This is a genomic window from Actinoplanes sp. M2I2, assembly GCF_023544445.1.
GTDB lineage: Bacteria > Actinomycetota > Actinomycetes > Mycobacteriales > Micromonosporaceae > Actinoplanes.
Map to the genome: position 1 here is coordinate 37916 of NZ_JALPVJ010000023.1, position 15353 is coordinate 53268.

18 protein-coding genes and 2 pseudogenes are annotated in these 15353 nt (G+C 69.0%); 11 read left to right on the forward strand and 9 right to left on the reverse strand.

The window, feature by feature from the left end; translation table 11 throughout:
- The first annotated feature begins 662 nt into the window (after positions 1–662).
- Positions 663–1247: an RNA polymerase sigma factor gene (locus HJC40_RS35675; protein WP_250007869.1), complete on the forward strand. Its 585-nt coding sequence runs from the start codon at positions 663–665 to the stop codon at positions 1245–1247.
- 499 nt (positions 1248–1746) lie between these two features.
- On the opposite strand, the gene HJC40_RS35680 is transcribed toward HJC40_RS35675, so the two are convergent.
- Positions 1747–2091, reverse strand: coding sequence for a hypothetical protein (locus HJC40_RS35680; protein WP_250007870.1), 345 nt, complete (start codon positions 2089–2091; stop codon positions 1747–1749).
- 80 nt (positions 2092–2171) lie between these two features.
- Here HJC40_RS35680 and HJC40_RS35685 point away from each other — a divergent pair, with 80 nt between their 5' ends.
- On the forward strand, positions 2172–2936 hold the full coding sequence (locus HJC40_RS35685) for a TetR/AcrR family transcriptional regulator C-terminal domain-containing protein (RefSeq protein WP_250007871.1): 765 nt from the start codon (positions 2172–2174) through the stop codon (positions 2934–2936).
- 168 nt (positions 2937–3104) lie between these two features.
- On the opposite strand, the gene HJC40_RS35690 is transcribed toward HJC40_RS35685, so the two are convergent.
- Entirely contained in the window at positions 3105–4004 is a 900-nt protein-coding gene (locus HJC40_RS35690) for an SDR family oxidoreductase (RefSeq protein WP_250007872.1), read from the reverse strand.
- Positions 4005–4453: 449 nt separating this feature from the next.
- Here HJC40_RS35690 and HJC40_RS35695 point away from each other — a divergent pair, with 449 nt between their 5' ends.
- The 6 genes from HJC40_RS35695 to HJC40_RS35720 all read left to right on the forward strand — a co-directional run bounded on the left by HJC40_RS35695 (position 4454) and on the right by HJC40_RS35720 (position 8554).
- A complete protein-coding gene (locus HJC40_RS35695) occupies positions 4454–5518 on the forward strand; it encodes a YihY/virulence factor BrkB family protein (RefSeq protein WP_250007874.1) in 1065 nt (354 codons plus the stop codon).
- A gap of 117 nt (positions 5519–5635) precedes the next feature.
- Positions 5636–6064: a phage holin family protein gene (locus HJC40_RS35700; protein ID WP_250007876.1), complete on the forward strand. Its 429-nt coding sequence runs from the start codon at positions 5636–5638 to the stop codon at positions 6062–6064.
- The gene (locus HJC40_RS35705; protein WP_250007877.1) at positions 6061–6420 is read left to right on the forward strand and encodes a DUF3618 domain-containing protein; all 360 of its coding nucleotides are present in this window, start codon (positions 6061–6063) and stop codon (positions 6418–6420) included. Before HJC40_RS35700 ends, HJC40_RS35705 begins: the two co-directional genes overlap by 4 nt.
- Positions 6417–6689 carry a DUF4235 domain-containing protein gene (locus HJC40_RS35710; protein ID WP_250007878.1) on the forward strand — a complete coding sequence of 91 codons (273 nt, stop codon included), beginning with the start codon at positions 6417–6419 and terminating at the stop codon, positions 6687–6689. Before HJC40_RS35705 ends, HJC40_RS35710 begins: the two co-directional genes overlap by 4 nt.
- A 378-nt stretch (positions 6690–7067) precedes the next feature.
- Positions 7068–7463, forward strand: a complete 396-nt coding sequence (locus HJC40_RS35715) for a hypothetical protein (protein WP_250007879.1) — start codon at positions 7068–7070, stop codon at positions 7461–7463.
- Positions 7464–7735: 272 nt separating this feature from the next.
- Positions 7736–8554: a helix-turn-helix transcriptional regulator gene (locus tag HJC40_RS35720; RefSeq protein ID WP_308200986.1), complete on the forward strand. Its 819-nt coding sequence runs from the start codon at positions 7736–7738 to the stop codon at positions 8552–8554.
- A gap of 32 nt (positions 8555–8586) precedes the next feature.
- Here HJC40_RS35720 and HJC40_RS35725 read toward each other — a convergent pair whose 3' ends face one another.
- Entirely contained in the window at positions 8587–8793 is a 207-nt protein-coding gene (locus HJC40_RS35725) for a DUF397 domain-containing protein (RefSeq protein WP_250007881.1), read from the reverse strand.
- Between the two features lie 316 nt (positions 8794–9109).
- Here HJC40_RS35725 and HJC40_RS35730 point away from each other — a divergent pair, with 316 nt between their 5' ends.
- Positions 9110–10066 carry a GGDEF domain-containing protein gene (locus HJC40_RS35730; RefSeq protein WP_250007883.1) on the forward strand — a complete coding sequence of 319 codons (957 nt, stop codon included), beginning with the start codon at positions 9110–9112 and terminating at the stop codon, positions 10064–10066.
- Between the two features lie 37 nt (positions 10067–10103).
- On the opposite strand, the gene HJC40_RS35735 is transcribed toward HJC40_RS35730, so the two are convergent.
- Positions 10104–11030 carry an NADP-dependent oxidoreductase gene (locus HJC40_RS35735; protein WP_250007884.1) on the reverse strand — a complete coding sequence of 309 codons (927 nt, stop codon included), beginning with the start codon at positions 11028–11030 and terminating at the stop codon, positions 10104–10106.
- A gap of 107 nt (positions 11031–11137) precedes the next feature.
- Here HJC40_RS35735 and HJC40_RS35740 point away from each other — a divergent pair, with 107 nt between their 5' ends.
- Positions 11138–11680 (forward strand): hypothetical protein, encoded by a 543-nt coding sequence (locus HJC40_RS35740; RefSeq protein WP_250007885.1) that lies wholly within the window; start codon positions 11138–11140, stop codon positions 11678–11680.
- 20 nt (positions 11681–11700) lie between these two features.
- Here HJC40_RS35740 and HJC40_RS45765 read toward each other — a convergent pair.
- Positions 11701–12082: pseudogene (locus HJC40_RS45765) on the reverse strand (ABC transporter ATP-binding protein); the annotation flags it as partial.
- Between HJC40_RS45765 and HJC40_RS46735 the strand changes: the two are divergent.
- Positions 12023–12319: pseudogene (locus HJC40_RS46735) on the forward strand (ATP-binding protein); the annotation flags it as partial. The pseudogenes HJC40_RS45765 and HJC40_RS46735 sit on opposite strands and share 60 nt — an antisense overlap.
- Positions 12320–12322: 3 nt before the next feature.
- Here HJC40_RS46735 and HJC40_RS46740 read toward each other — a convergent pair.
- The 4 genes from HJC40_RS46740 to HJC40_RS35765 form a co-directional block, all read right to left on the reverse strand.
- A complete protein-coding gene (locus HJC40_RS46740) occupies positions 12323–13057 on the reverse strand; it encodes a hypothetical protein (protein WP_374273558.1) in 735 nt (244 codons plus the stop codon).
- A 43-nt stretch (positions 13058–13100) separates the two neighbouring features.
- The gene (locus HJC40_RS46745; protein WP_374273519.1) at positions 13101–13580 is read right to left on the reverse strand and encodes a transposase; all 480 of its coding nucleotides are present in this window, start codon (positions 13578–13580) and stop codon (positions 13101–13103) included.
- Between the two features lie 111 nt (positions 13581–13691).
- Positions 13692–14111, reverse strand: coding sequence for an ester cyclase (locus HJC40_RS35760; protein WP_250007887.1), 420 nt, complete (start codon positions 14109–14111; stop codon positions 13692–13694).
- Positions 14112–14688: 577 nt separating this feature from the next.
- On the reverse strand, positions 14689–15000 hold the full coding sequence (locus HJC40_RS35765) for a hypothetical protein (RefSeq protein WP_250007889.1): 312 nt from the start codon (positions 14998–15000) through the stop codon (positions 14689–14691).
- Between the last annotated feature and the right edge of the window lie 353 nt (positions 15001–15353).

Consider the following 15353-nt stretch of genomic DNA (forward strand, 5'->3'; position numbering starts at 1 on the left):
GGGGTGTTCTGCGACCGCCGAGGTCCGAAGCGATGTGACTGGCGCCACTCGCACATCGCCAACCTTCTCGGGGGCCAAGCGTCTACTACTGCGACAGCGACAGCCGAACAAGGAGCTTGAATGCGCGTGACCGCCCGAACCGCCGCCCTCGCCGCAACGGCGGCCACCGTCGTCGTGCTCGGCGGAGTGACCGCCGCGCAGGCGTTCGCCGACGACTCCACCTCACCGAAGCCGGCCACGTCGCCGGGCGCGCCTCGCGACAGCTCACCCTCACCCAGCAAGCCGGCAACGACCCCGGGCCAGCCGCCCGCCTCACCGAGCAAGCCGCAAACCACCCCGGGCCGGCCGCCCGCCTCACCCAGCAAGCCGCAAACCACCCCGGGCCAGCCGCCCGCCTCACCGCATAAGCCGGCAACCACCCCAAGCCAGCCGCCAGCCTCACCCAGCAAGCCGCAAACCACCCCAGGCCGGCCGGCCGCCTCACCCCATAAGCCGGCAACCACCCCGGGCGGGCCGGCGGTGTCGCCGGCCCCTGTGTCCCCCACGCCCGGGAAGATCGCGGTTTCTCCGGCTCCCCGAAAGTAGCCGCGATGGGGAGCCGACCGCGTACGGTCGGCTCCCCCACGTTGACACCGCTGCGCCGCCGAGCCTCCTGGACCGCCATGACGATAGCCATTCCGCTGCCCGTGTCGCTGCTGCACCGGCTTCGATCACTCGTGCCCGGTGGGTCCCCGGGCACGGGCAGCCCAGGTGGGCTCGGACCGCCGGCGATCAATGTGCTGTATCACGAGCGGCGGCTCGGTCTCGTACGGCTGGCATTCCTCATGGTCGACGACCTACCCACCGCGGAGGACATCGTGCAGGACGTGTTCACCGCGCTGTACCAGCGGCATGGTGCAGACCTGCGGACCGTCGCGGAACCGCACGCATATCTGACTACCGGGGTGATGAACGCGGCACGCTCGGCGCTGCGGCGGCGACGAAGCGCCCGCGCCTATGTGCCTCCTGCGCCCGGGTTGGCCCCCGCCGCGGAGGACGAGGTGCTGCTCGATCAGGGCGACCGTGAGGTACTTGGTGCGCTCGGCAAGCTGACAGCGCGTCAACGTCAGGTCGTGGTTCTGCGGTATTGGTCGGAGCTGTCCGAGCAGGAGATCGCCGATACGCTGCGGGTGTCGCGCGGCACGGTCAAATCAACCGCTAGCCGGGCGCTGACGATACTGCGCGGGTTGCTCGGAGAAGGCCGATGAACACAGATCTCGAGGATCGGCTGCGCCGCGCGTTGCACGCCCGGGCCGTTCAGGTGACAACCGCAGGACTGCGACCGGCCGAACCGCCGATGATCGCCGGGCACCGCGCGCACCGCGTACGTCGCTGGTGGCAACCACTGGCGGCCGCGGCCGCGCTGGCGGCGGTGCTCTTCGCCGTACGACCGGATCACCGCCCGGCACCGGCTCCGGATCCACCGCTGGCGACCGTACCGTCGGTGTCGCCTACGCCCGTGCCGACCCCCTCCGTACCGCAGCGCCCGAGTACGCCGGCGACCCGGGAGTCGTCGGGTAAGTCGCCGGCGGCCACCAAGCCGAAACCAGGCAAGTCGCCGCCGGTCGCCAATACGTCCCCTGGACTGCCCCCCGCCGGCGAGACATCCCGTCCGGGCCCTGCACCTGAGCGCACCCCGCGGACGGGGTCTCCGGGCTGACGGCACCGTGCGCAGCCGCCGGAGGAAAGCCGACAACGGATGGCAGTTCAGCCTCGGCGGTTGCCGTCGCGGCCGTTGATGGCGGCGGACGCGTCGGCAGCGCTGTCTCCCGACGGGCTCGGCTCGGTTCGGTCGGGGCGGTGTCGCGGCGATGCCACCACGGTCGTGCCTGAACCGTTCACCCCTTCCGGCGCCGCGGCGGCTTCGACCGGCACCTCGTCCTCCCCGATGGTCGGCTCCGGCTTGAGCCGGCCACGGCGGGTGTCCCAGATGTCGCAGGCGATGATCTGGATGATGCCGGCGACCGGAATGGCCAGAAGCGCGCCGAGGATGACGGCCGGCTCGACCGCGATGAGGATCGCGATCAGCACGGTCAGCGGGTTCACCTTCACCGTACGAGCGAAGATCGAACGACACGAGAAACTGCCTGTCGAACGCGGTACAAGGGTCGTCACCTGGGCACAGGAGCGTCATGCAGGATCCCGACACACCGCAGACGCGCGGCGACGTCGCCGCAGTGACCCCGGCCGGCGTCCCGGACTCCGGGCGCGACGGATTCGACCAACGGCGCATTCTCGGCGCGGCGGTTCACTTCATCGACGAGAAGGGCCTGCGCTCCCTGACCATGCAACGCCTCGGCGCCTACCTGGGCGTCGACGGCATGGCCCTGTACCGGTACGTCCCCGGCCGGGAGGCGCTGCTCGACGGGGTTGTCGAGGTTGTCGTCGACGAGCTGTTCGGCGACCCGGACGTCCACCTGGAGGCCCACGCCGGTTGGGTCGACTACCTGCAACGGCTGGCGCACGGCCTGCGTCGCATCGCTCTGGCCCATCCCGAGGTGTTCCCGCTGGTGGCGACCCGGCCGCCGTCAGCGCCGTGGGTCCGTCCGCCGCTGCGCAGCCTGCGCTGGATCGAGTCCTTGCTCGCGGTGATGACCCAGTCCGGCTTCTCCGACGAGGATGCCGCCGCGGCCTACCGCGCGTTCAGCAGCTTCCTGCTCGGCTACCTGCTGCTGGAAGTGTCCGCCCGCGGTGTGGAGACCGGCCCGGTCGAGGAACCCGACGTCTCACCGATCGAGGACCTCAGCCACTACCCGATTCTGCAGCGCCTCGAGCCCCACCTGTCGGTGGACGTCGCCGCCCAGGACTTCGAAGAAGCCTTGGAAGCGTTGCTCGACCGCATCGCCCTGCTGCTGCCGCGTCGGCGGCGACCGCAGCGCCTGACCGAGCACAAGTGAGGCGCAACGCCATCCGACCGGCGGCCGCGGGCCACCGATGGTTACGGCTTTCGCCGAAGACCCGTGTCTCCGAGCGGTTCGCGTAAGGAGAAGGCAGAGATGAGGGCAGAGCGGATCGCTCCGCTCTGCCCACAGGGGGGCGACGACGGCGATCAAGCCGGCCCGGAGTCAGGACAGCGGCTGGCCGCCGGTGACACCGAGCACCTCGCCGGTGACGTAACTGGATTCCTGCGAGGCGAAGAACACGTACGCCGGAGCCAGCTCCGCCGGCTGCCCGGCGCGCTTCATGGGAACCTGCTCGCCGAAGGACTCCACCTTCTCCTCCGGCATGGTGGCCGGGATGAGCGGCGTCCAGACCGGACCGGGGGCCACAGAGTTCACCCGGATGCCCTTCTCGGCCAGACTGGCTCCGAGAGCCTTCGTGAACGCGACGATGCCGGCCTTGGTGGTGGCGTAGTCCAACAGTTCCGGAGACGACTGGTACGCCTGGATCGACGCGGTGTTGATGATGGTCGAGCCGGGCTGCAGGTGCGGAACGGCGGCCTTGCTCAGCCAGAACATGGCATACAGGTTGGTCTTCATGACCCGGTCGAACTGCTCGGTGGTGATGTCGGTGATCCCACCCGGCTGAGCCATCTGATAGGCGGCGTTGTTGACCAGGATGTCGAGGCCGCCGAGATCGCTGACCGCCCGCTCGACGATCGCGTTGCAGTGGGCCTCCTCGCGGATGTCACCCGGCACGGCGACCGCCTTGCGTCCGGCCTTCTCGACCAGTTGTACCGTCTGCCGCGCGTCCTCCTCCTCGTCAGGCAGATAGGCGATCAGCACGTCGGCGCCCTCGCGGGCGAACGCGATGGCCACCGCACGGCCGATACCGGAGTCCCCGCCAGTGATGATCGCCCGCTTACCGGTCAGTCGACCGGTCCCCTTGTAGCTGTCCTCACCGTGGTCCGGCTGATCCTGCATGTCGCCGGTCCGGCCGGGGTGCGGGATCTGATCGCTCTGCTGCTGGTCCGGCTGCTCGAACTGCTCCTGTGGGTTCTGCTTGCCGTACTGGTCCTCAACCACGGGGCTGCCCTCTCCATGCGCGCTGACGTCCGGCGGCGTATTCCCGCATGGGCCGTCGTCAACCCTGCTCGACGGAGAACGGGGCCAGCGCGTCGCCCATACCGTGGGCGAGCCCGCCCCGACTGTCGAAACGTCGTTTCGGCAGCTCGCTCGCCGCGGAAGGGAACACGACGTTTACGACATAAACCGGCCTTACATGAGTCGTTCTCATTTTCCGTTTAGATCATAAACTACGGTCGGCGATCCGCCAGAGGCACAACGCGGATACGGGGCGAGATCTCTTCCACGACGGGATGAAAAGAATGTGCCCGACGGGATTGAAGAATAGTTCGAACGGGGACTCACCGGGACGCCGCCGGTCCCCGCCGGAGGCGTCTTGCGTACGACCGACCGGCGCGCGCTCGGCTTCCGTCCTGAGCAGCGAGGGCCGCACCCGGAGGGCATCTGCCATGAGTTCTGACCGTAGACCGTCTCGCGATGACGCTGTCGACCTCGACGCGGCCGCGACGACGAAGACCGGCGACGACAAACCCAAGGATCTGTCGGCCGTCCCGCCCGACGCCGGGCCCGGCAGCCCGGCGAAGCTCGGCGGCAAGGGACTGTTCGCCGCCCTGAAGCGCACCCTCAAACAGTTCTCGCAGGACAACGTCTCCGACTGGGCCGCCGCGCTGACCTACTACGGCGTCCTGTCGATCTTTCCCGGCGTGCTGGTCCTGGTGTCCGTGCTCGGCCTGCTGAGCCGCAACGGCCAAGAGACAGTTCAGGACGCGGTCAAGGAACTGACCCCCAATCAGCAGTTGCAGAGCCTGGTGGACACGGTCCTCGGCCAGGTTCGAGACCCTGGAACAGCGGGCCTGGCCGCCATCCTCGGTATCGTCGTCGCGTTCTGGTCGGCCTCCGGATACATCGCCGCTTTCATGCGCGCCTCGAACGCCATCTACGACGTACCCGAGGGTCGTCCGATCTGGAAGACGCTGCCCATCCGGGTCGGCGTCACCGCGGTCGTCGGTCTGATGCTGGTCATCTCGGCGGCCATCGTCATCTTCACCGGCGACCTCGCCAAGGTGGTCGGCGATCAGATCGGGCTCGGCTCGGCCGCGGTCACCACCTGGAACATCGCCAAGTGGCCGGTGCTGCTCATCCTCGTCAGCCTCATGTTCGCGATTCTCTACTGGGCCTCACCGAACGCCAAGACGGGCGCGTTCCGCTGGGTCAGCCCGGGTGGCCTCTTCGCCGTCCTGCTGTGGCTGCTGGCCTCCGTCGCGTTTGCGATCTACCTGGCCAACTTCGCCGACTACAACAAGACGTACGGCACCCTCGGCGGTGTCATCGCCTTCCTGGTCTGGATGTGGATCACCAACATCGCCGTCCTGCTCGGCGCCGAGTTCGACGCCGAACTCCAGCGCGGCCGTGCCATCGCTGCCGGCCACGACCCGACCGACGAGCCTTTCCTCCAGCTCCGCGACGACCGCAAGGTCAAGAAGGGCAGCGAGCAGGGCCTCAGTACGGAATGACCACTGGACTGCCGTACCGGTAGGCGCGATGACGCTGATGGTGAAGAAATTCAGCAAGTCATCGCGTCCATTCGAGAGCCGCGAGATTCCACCATCGTTGAGGAGAAGTGAACGAATATGTCGCAGGAGTTCCCCCATCAATCGCCGCCATCCGCGGCGTCCACCTCTGATCTGGTGAGCCAGGCCGCGGCTCAGATCTCGACCCTGGTGCGCGATGAGCTGACGCTGGCCAAGCTCGAGTTGACCGAGAAGGGCAAGCGGGCCGGGCTGGGCGGTGGCCTGTTCGGCGGCGCCGCGGTGCTCGCCCTGTACGGGCTCGGTCTGCTGCTGGTCCTCGCCGTCGTCCTGCTCGACCTTGCCTGGCCCCTGTGGCTGGCGGTGCTGGTGGTCATGGTGGTCGTGTTCGCCGCCGCCGGTATCGCCGCGCTGATGGGAAAGCGGAAGCTCAAGGAGGCGACGCCGCCGATGCCCAGCGATGCCATGGCCAGCACCCAGGCCGACGTGGAAACCGTGAAGCACGCCGTACGGGAAGGACGCTCGTCATGACGAACCCGGACACTCCCACCGATCCTCGGCAACTCCGGGCCGAGATCGAGCAGACCCGCGCCGAGCTCGGCGAAACGGTGCAGCAACTCGCCGCCAAGACCGATGTCAAAGCGCGCGCCAAGCAGGCCCTGACCGACACCACCGGCCAGATGCGGCAGAAGCTCAGCAGCCTCAAGGATCAGGCGGGGCAGGCAACGGACGTGGTCGCGAACCAGGCGTCGACGGCGAAGCGCCGGCTGGCCCAATCCGACCTTCCGGCTCCGATGCGCCGGCCTTTGCCGCTGGCCGCGATCGGCGCAACGGTCGCCGCCTTGTTCGTCGTCATCGTCGTCGTGGCCCGCCGGAGGCGGTCATGAGCAGCAAGGTGGTGAAGTTCGCGTACAAGCCTGTCGGTCTGCTGCTGGGCGCGGGCGCCGGCGTCATCTCCGGCATCATCTTCAAGCAGGTGTGGAAGGTCGCCGGCCATGACGACGATACGCCGAATGCGACGGACGAGGACCGCGGGTGGACCGAAATCCTGCTCGCTGCCGCGATCCAGGGAGCGATTTTCGCCGCCGTGAAAGCAGCGATCGACCGGGCCGGCGCCACCGGCGTCCGCAAGGCCACCGGACAGTGGCCGGGTTGAGTCGTCCCGACGACGCAGCAGACCGCGATCCAACTCCATGACAAGAGGCTGCTGCACTGGTGCCTCATCCCTTCCAAAGTTGGGGCACCAGTGCAGGCGCCACCTTCCCCAAGCCGGGTTGGATTCACCTCCGTAATCGCAGTCTCGTCACCGCCGTGGGCATCACTTTCATCTTCATGGGCACGTTCGGCGCCCAGTACTACTTCTTCACCATCTATCTGCAGGACGTCCAGGGCTTCGGCGCACTGCAGACCGGGCTCGCCTTCCTCCCGGCCGCGTTGCTCGCGATGATCGGCACCAAGGCCAGCGAGAAACTCCTCGGCCGGCTCGGCATGCGGCCGACCCTGCTCATCGGTCTGCTGCTCGGCGCGGCCGGAAATGACGCTGCTGGCTGCCGCCATGTCGCCGACCGGTGGCTACGCGGCCCTGCTGCCCGGCGTGGCGCTGCTCAGCCTCGGTCAGGGCATCGCGTGGACCGCGATGTTCGTCGCCGCGAGCACCGGCGTCGACGCCGCCCACCAGGGCATCGCTTCGGCGATGGCCTCCACGACGCACCAGATCGGTGGCGCTGTCGGGCTGGCCGTCCTCATCGCGGTCGCCGGCCTCGGACACCCCGACACCACCGGCGCCGCCATGGTCTCCGGTCTGCGCGTCGCCGGCTGGGTCGCGGCCGCGCTCACGCTTCCCGGCGTCGGCATCGCTCTCACCCTGCGCCGGTCGCGCGACGCGGCCCCCACCGTCGAAGCCGCTCCGCAGCCCGCCTCGATCTCGTAGACGGGTCGGCCCATCGGTTGATGGTCCTCGCTCTGCGCCTCTGCAGCGGTCCACTGAAGGGACCGCTGCAGGGGCATTTCCCCCACAAGACTTGCCGGTGGACGGCGATCGAGCTCAGGCAGGGCTACTGACGTACCGACCGGTGCGCACGTTCGGGAAGCAACGACGGGTTGGCTGTTGACAACGCGGCATCGCGGGTACGGTAGGCGGCGTCACCGTCCACATGGGTTGGCAAGGCGGAGGTAAGGGTGCCGGTCACAGGCCAACGCGTCGTGCGGCGGGCGTTGGGGCGGCGATTGACGCGCCTTCGCACGGCGTCGGGGATGAGCCGGCGCGATGTGGTGGACGCGCGGCTCGGCATCTCGGAGCCGACGCTGCACCGCATCGAGACGGGCAAGGTGCCGGTCACCGGGGCCAATGTCCGCGCGCTGTGCTGGCTCTACGGCGCTGACCAGGGCATCACCGACGCGCTTGCCGACCTCGCGCTGGGCACGTCACAGCAGGAGTGGTGGGACGCCAGCCCGGTGATCCCCGAATGGTTCAAGCTGTACGTCGGGCTGGAGGCGTCCGCCGCCCGGATGTTCGGGTACGACGGCGAGGTCGTTCCCGGCGAGCTGCAGACCCCGGAGTACGCGCGGGCCATCTTCGGCGCCGAGCAGCCGGCCGACGGCGCCGAGCAGCCGGCCGACTCCGAGCTCGGCGAGCGCCACATCAAGCTCCGCATGCAGCGGCAGAAGACACTCTTCGCCCGTAACCCACCGATCCACCTCGTGACGGTTCTGGGCGAGGGGGCGTTGACCCGGCCGGTCGGCGGCGAACAGGTGATGAAGGGGCAGATCGAGCATCTACGGCGGCTGTCCCGGGAGGATACGGTCGACATCCGGGTGCTGCCGTTCTCGGTCGGGGCGCACGCGGCGATGGCCGGCGCCTTCCGGATCCTGGAGTTCGACGACCCGGACGATCCCGACGTGGTCTACCTCGAATCGCACGTCGGTGCGCTCTACCTGGAGGAGCAGTTCGAGGTCGACGAATACCGGCGGATCTTCGATTTGATCGGCAAAGATTCCGTGCCGGTCGGAGAGTTCCGCTGACGAACTGATCTCGTCGGCGAGGTTCGACGCGATCAGTCGGTCAGGAGCTGGTCGAACTCGCCGCGCTTGGCGCCGAACAGGAACGAGTCCCACTCCTCGGTCGTGAACATCACGGTGCCGGCCTCGCGTGCCTTGCTGTTGCGGACCTCGATGTGGCCGTCCTGACGGCGGGCCTCGACGCAACTGCCTCCGTTGCCGGTCGATCTGCTGGAAATGATCCAGCCGGATTCGCCACTCATCAGTGCCCCTCCTTCAGGAGTTGCTTACGTTCGGTGATCAGATTGCCACTGGTTCCCTGGCCTGGCCCGCCTTCCGGCGCCCATCTGACATGCGAAATTGGTGCACCAGACCCAGGGATGACCTTTTCACCATGAAAAGGCACGCACCTAGAGTAGCCGAAAGCCATCCCGGATGCATCATGTCATCGTGATAGTCGTTCTCGTGAAATCTTGCACGTGCCTCGGGCGGCTGCCATGATTCCACTGTGGCGGTGGCGAAGCCTCGCCGTCGGCTCGACAGCCCCGCTGGTCCGCCGCAGTTCTGAGAGGACGGCCGATGCGGATCCTCGATCCTGCCACCGCCGACACGAGCGGTGCACCGCTTGATGACGCTCAGCCGCGGAACACGCCCGAGACTGCCCGCCTCCAAGCCCGCATCGATCAGCTCGCGGCCCACGTCCAGCGGCTGGAGCAGGAGCGCGCCTCGCTCCGATGGATGGCCGGCCACGACGAGCTCACCGGACTCGCCAACCGCCGCCTCTTCCACGCGCTCGCCTCGGAACTGCTGCGCGGCGACGATTGCCCGTCGGCCGTTCTGGTTCTCGACCTCAACGGTTTCAAGCCGATCAACGACACGTACGGGCACGACGCCGGCGACGAGGTCCTCTGTGTGGTCGCCCGGCGCATGGCCGCCTGCTTCGGCGACCATCTGGTGGCCCGGTTCGGCGGTGACGAATTCGCCGCGCTGCTGCGCGCGCCGCGCGCCGACGTCCCCGAGGCGTGGTGGCACGAGGTGGCCGGCGCGCTGAGCGCTGCGATCGCACCCCCGATGGAGGTGCAGGGCCACACCCTGTCCGTGACCGCCTCGATCGGCGTTGTACCGGCTGGACGCTTCGCCGACCTCCCCGGCCTGCTGCGCCGCGCGGACGGGGCGATGTTCAACGCCAAGCGGCACGCCAACACCACCGACAAAGCCGTCAGCACCTGGGTCCTGGCCACCGAGAGCGGCAACCACACCGAGACGTACGGGGGCGCCACCGACCCGGAGTCCTCGTCGGCCCCGACCACCTCGGAACTCGCAGGGTCGTGCCGGCCGGGCGACCCGGTATGGGTGCACCGCAGTGGCGCCCGTCGTGCCGGAGTGGTCGAGAGCGCCTGCGAATGGGCGGCCCTGGTCCGCTACCGATGCCCTAACGGCGCCGGCACGATGGTCGACACGATCCCCACGAACTGCCTCACGATCCGGGACGAAGTCGATCCGTACCTGGACCGGAAGTCTTCCCCCTACCGGTGAGTGCCGGCGCGGCGGCCGGTCGCCGCCACGCTGCCCGTCAGCCGACCGTCAGCACGAGCTTTCCGCGCAGGCCACCGGCCAGTACCCGTCGGTGGGCGTCGGCCGCTTCGGTCAACGGCATCGTGGTCGCCACGCGCGTCCGCAGCCGTCCCGCCGCCACCTGCCCCACCAGGTCGGCCAGCAGCTCGCGATCGTGCGCGATGAGTTGCAGCTCCTGACGCACACCACGAGCTGGAACGAGAGCCGGCGTGGGCCGGGTCGCGACCACGACTCCCCTGTCCTCGACGGCAGCGGCCGCCGCCTCGCCGAGGGCGAGCGCGTCGAACACCGCGGCCACCGGCCCGGCCTTGGCCAGATCGGCGGAACGAGGAACGACCTCGTGCGCGCCGAGGCCGTGCACCCACTGCTCATCGGAGTGGCTGGCCTGCGCCAGAACACGGTAGCCGCTCTGAACGGCAAGCTGGGTGGCGAAGCCGCCCACACCGCCGCTGGCACCGGTGATCAGAATGCTGCTGCCGGGAGCAAGCATGGCCAACGACACCAGTGACAGCCCCTGGTGTGCGGTCTGGGCGTTGAGCGGCACCGTGGCAGCGGACGCGAAGTCGACCTCGTCCGGCAACCGGACCAACCAGTCCGTGTCGGCCGCCACGAACTCGGCGTAGCCACCCGGTTTACCCCGGGTCAGATACCACGGAATCATCCCGACGACCCGGTCACCCACCCCGAACTCCGCCGTGTCGGGGCCGACGGAGGCCACCTCGCCGGCGATGTCCCACCCGGGCGAGAACGGCGGCCGATCCGGCCCGCGAGGGATCTCCCCGGTGGTGGCGGCCACGTCAGCCGGGTGCACACAGACCGCGCGGATCCTGACCACGACCTGCCCGGGCCCCGCCTCGGGGTCGGGCAGCTCGGTCACCTGCAACACCTCAGGACCGCCAAGCGCGGCCGCGACGACTCCCAGCATGCGTCCACTCTAGACCGGCGTCGCCCGATAGATGACCCCCGCTCTTCCGGAGCGACGGCTTGCGGGCGGCAGCGATGATGGCCGACATGCGACGCATATTGATTGTCATGATTTCGGCGCTGATGGGGCTGCTGGCCGCTACCGGGCCGGCCGTGGCGCATCCACGGGGGATTCCGGATCGGCTCATGATGCAACCGGACGACCTCGGCGGCGCGGCGCCGGGACCGGTCGAGGAGGGACTGGCGTGGCCGCTGCTGCCCCAGCCCTGCGCGGACCGGCCGATCCCGCAGCCGGTGGCCGGCCGAGCGCAGGCCGCCGACTACGACACGCGGTTCCGCGTCTATCAGAACGTGACCCGCTTCCGGGGTGACGGCGCTCAGCGGTACCTCACCGAGCTGAAGGCCCAGCTCGCCGACTGCGGTGTGGGCGGCGGCGACAACGGCTTCGATCCGGTCGCCGAGGACCACCTCGGGCCGGACACCGTGCTGTTCCTCGGCAACTACGAGCTGGGCGACCGATGGGTGGCGTACGTGGCGGCGGCGGTGGGCCGGCACGTCGTGGTCATCATGGTGTCCGACTCGTACCTGGGGGCCGGTGATCCGACCCTGGCGAACGGGCTCGCCCAGGCGGCCATGGCTCGTCTCCGGTAGCCAGCCTCCCGGCCCGGGCCGCGGTCGTGGGTGATGACGGCGATCGTGCTGCCCTCGGCGTGCAGTTGCGGCATCAAGTCCAGGACCGCGTGTCCCGTGGCGGTGTCGAGGGCGCCGGTCGGCTCGTCGGCCAGGATCAGCGCCGGGTGTTCACCAGCGCGCGGGCGATAGCGACGCGCTGACGTTCACCACCCGACAGCCGGCCCGGTCGGTGCCCATGCGGTGGGCCAGTCCGACCCGGGCCGGCGCCTCACCGGCCGTCTCGGGGCGGCGCTTGCGAGAGACACCGCAATAGAGCAGCCCGGTCGATACGTTGTCCGCGGCGGTCAGGCCTTCGGCCAGATGGAACTGCTGAAAGACGAAGCCGAGCAGACGTCCGCGCAGAGCCGAGAGTTCCCGGTCCTTCGACGACAGCCTGGAGCAGGTCGCGGAGGCCCACCGCGGCGCGGCCGAACACGCCGGAATAGCGCTGCGGCACGCCCCGGGCGCGGATCTGGTGCTGATCCTCGATCCGGTGGCAGCGTGACGATCGGCACGACGCCCGCGCCCAACGCGTTGATCATCACGGTCGCCGACACCGGCGTCGGTATCGCACCCGACGACCTTCCGAAGGCGTTCGACCGGTTCTGGCGGGCGGACTCGTCACGCAGTCGCCGCGGTCAGGGCGCTGATCTCCCGCTGGTCCGGCGCCTTCGGGAGGTACTGCCGCACGATCAGGACCAGCACGCGCAGCGCCACCGTCATCAACTCGGTGCCGTCCGTCTCGGCGGTCAGGTCCGGTCCGCTTTGATGCAACGCCAACGCCCGCAGATACCGGCCGGCAACGGTCGACGGTTCCGGCGCGGCCGGCTGCCGCCGCAGGGTTTTACGACTGCGCGTCGGGGCCGGCGGACGCCATGGCGAGCGCATCCGGCGGGTCAGATCGGGCAGGCGATCCGCGTCGGTCAGATACCGCTGCCCGGTACGGCGGCACGTTGGCTGCTCGACCATGACAGCGTCCTCACCACCGGGCGGCAGCGCCATCGCCGCCAACGCCCGCTCCGCCTCGGCCAGCACAGCATCGACCTGCTCGCCGTCCAACTCCAGCTCGTCGACCAAGGCGAACAACCCGGGATACATGATCTCGCCGGCCCGGACCGGGTCGACCGCACCGAGCAGCCAGCCCTCACCGCTCGCGCCGCGCACCACCGCCTCCACCGTGCGGGCATCGAAACCCTGAGCACCGGGAGCCCGCTCGACGAAACGACGTGCGAACGTCGTCACCAGGTGCCGATCACCGAACTGACCGAACCGCCGCAACGCCAGGAGCGCGAACGCGACCGACGTCACCTCGGGCCACCAGCCACCGGACAACTCGGTGTCCAGAACCCGGGTCACCTCGTCATCGTCGCCCCGCAACTCGGCACGAAGCAGTCGCCCTTCAGCGGTTCGCAGGGACGCAGGCACACCGGTCACCTCGATATCCTATGTGGATGGCACGTCCGCCGACCTGAATTATCGTCCCGACCAGGCTGACAGGATCGAGGGCTGCCGATGTCCTGGGTGTGGGTCGTCGATGGCCGGACAGCTCTGCGGCGCTGAGCACCCCGGACGCGTTGATCAGGGCTGACATCGGCCCCCACGAAGACGAGGCCATCGACGCGGCCGCGATTGTGGGTGCAGCCGTCGCGGGTGCTGCTGGTGCGGGATAGCGGCAGGAGCCGTCGGCACCAAACCCATATGCGGTCTCCCACGGTCCGTAGCGTTCCGGCATGTCCCGCCACAGCGACCCCGTCCGCACCCGCCACCGAATCGCGTTGATCACCATCCGGCGATCCCGCGGAGGCCGCCCCATCAGCACCTCGGGCAGCACCGCCTCAAGCCTTACCCATTGCCCGTTCGTCAGGTCACTACGCGCCACGCATGCTCAACGAGCGATCAACACTCCCTAAGCCGGGCGCTCTCTCTCGCCCCGTCCCCTTCGTCCTGCTGAACGCGGGAATGGCACACCCGCCTCAACGAGACGAGTCGGTTAGCGCAGGGTGACCGAGCCCAGCCTCGAGAGCAGGCCCAGCTCGTCGGTGACGGCGGTGACGGCGACGATGCGCCCGCCAGCAAAGGTGCATACGTCCACACCCTGCATCGTCACCTCCTCGCCGGTCGCGGAGATGGTTCCGATCGAGGTGCTGAGCGCACCGGTGTGCCGGCCGTGCATCCGGAAGGCGAGCACGACCTTGTCGTCGTGCTCGACCCGCTCCAGCAGGTCGAATCTCATGTCGCTGATCGCGGACTGGAGCGCGCGGGCATGCGCGATCAGGTCGTCCAGAGTCACCTCCGCGCCGTTGACCACCACCTGATCCGCGTACACCCGCGCGGACGCTGCCCGCGCTTCACCCTCGTCGTCGGGCAGCTCGTGCCATAGAGCCAGGATTTCGTCGACCACGTCTGCCATAGCGGCATCGTACGGCCTCGTCGCGACTCTCCAATGCGGCGGCGAGGGCGTCGGGGCAGCGGCGGCGGGACGACCTGATCCCACCACGTGGGGTGAACCATGGCTGGCTCCTGTCCCTGTCCGGAGTGCCATACTCGGCTGGGGGGATTTCCCTGACTGCGCACACGTACCGCTGAGCGATACGGGTCACGTCACAGAAGTGGGGCCGTGCATGCTGGTAGGTCGCCGGGTCGAACGCGCCGCACCCGCCACCGGATCGCGTTGATCACCATCCGGCGATCCCGCGGAGGCCGCCCCATCCGCACCTCGGGCAGCACCGCCTCAAGCCTTACCCATTGCCCGTTCGTCAGGTCACCACGCGCTACGCATGCTCAACGAACGATCAACATTTCAAACACTCCCTCGTTCCAAGCCTGGCGTTCCTGGGCGCCGGCATGGTGCAGCGCAGAGCTCGATAACAGCCAGATACGCATGTCCGGCGCCCCCGGGATCGCCGGGCATGCACAACCATGACGGTCCAGTCGGCGGCACGGCGCGCGCAAAGGCGGTCACCGCTCAGCGGCCGGCCGCTGTCTGTTCAGGTTGCCACGCGTCGGAGGGCTGCCTCGCTAGCCAGCTCTGGGGGATCCGCGGGGTACACGATGTAATGGGCCAAGGTCTGCAAGAGAAGTCCGGGGTCGGCCTCGAGCCAGCGGCCGGTCATCGTGTCGAACGGTGACAGCGCCTGCGGGCCCGGTGTGGAGCGGCCCAGATAGTTGCGGGTAACCGTCGCCGACGAGCCGATGGTGCGCAGGAAGATGACGAGTCCGTTGGCCCAGAGGGCCCAGGCGGGAACGGCGTTGTCCGGTCCATTCGGCCGCCAGCGGGATTCGTACGGGAGGGTCTGCATCAGAAGACAGCGGCCCATGCTTTCTTGGCGCCGCCACCGATGATGAGCCCGCCCACCGCGCCGGCCACGGTGCCGAGGACCGGTACGCGGATGAACGTGCCGACCAGTGCTCCGGCGGCCGTGGCGGCGCCGCCGACGCCCGAGATGACTGCCTTGCCGACGGGTTTGCCCTGGTGGATGTCGTAGCCGATGCCGGCGGCGGTGATGCCGAGGCCGATGATCGGGATTTGCTCGCGATGCGGCTGCCGGCCTTCGGCGCCCTACGCGCGAGTTCGTCGGCGTAGGTTCGCGGCGGCCGCGGAGTCCGTGCCGCTGTAGGCGGTTCGGGACGACGTCGTCGGCTGGCAGCCGGG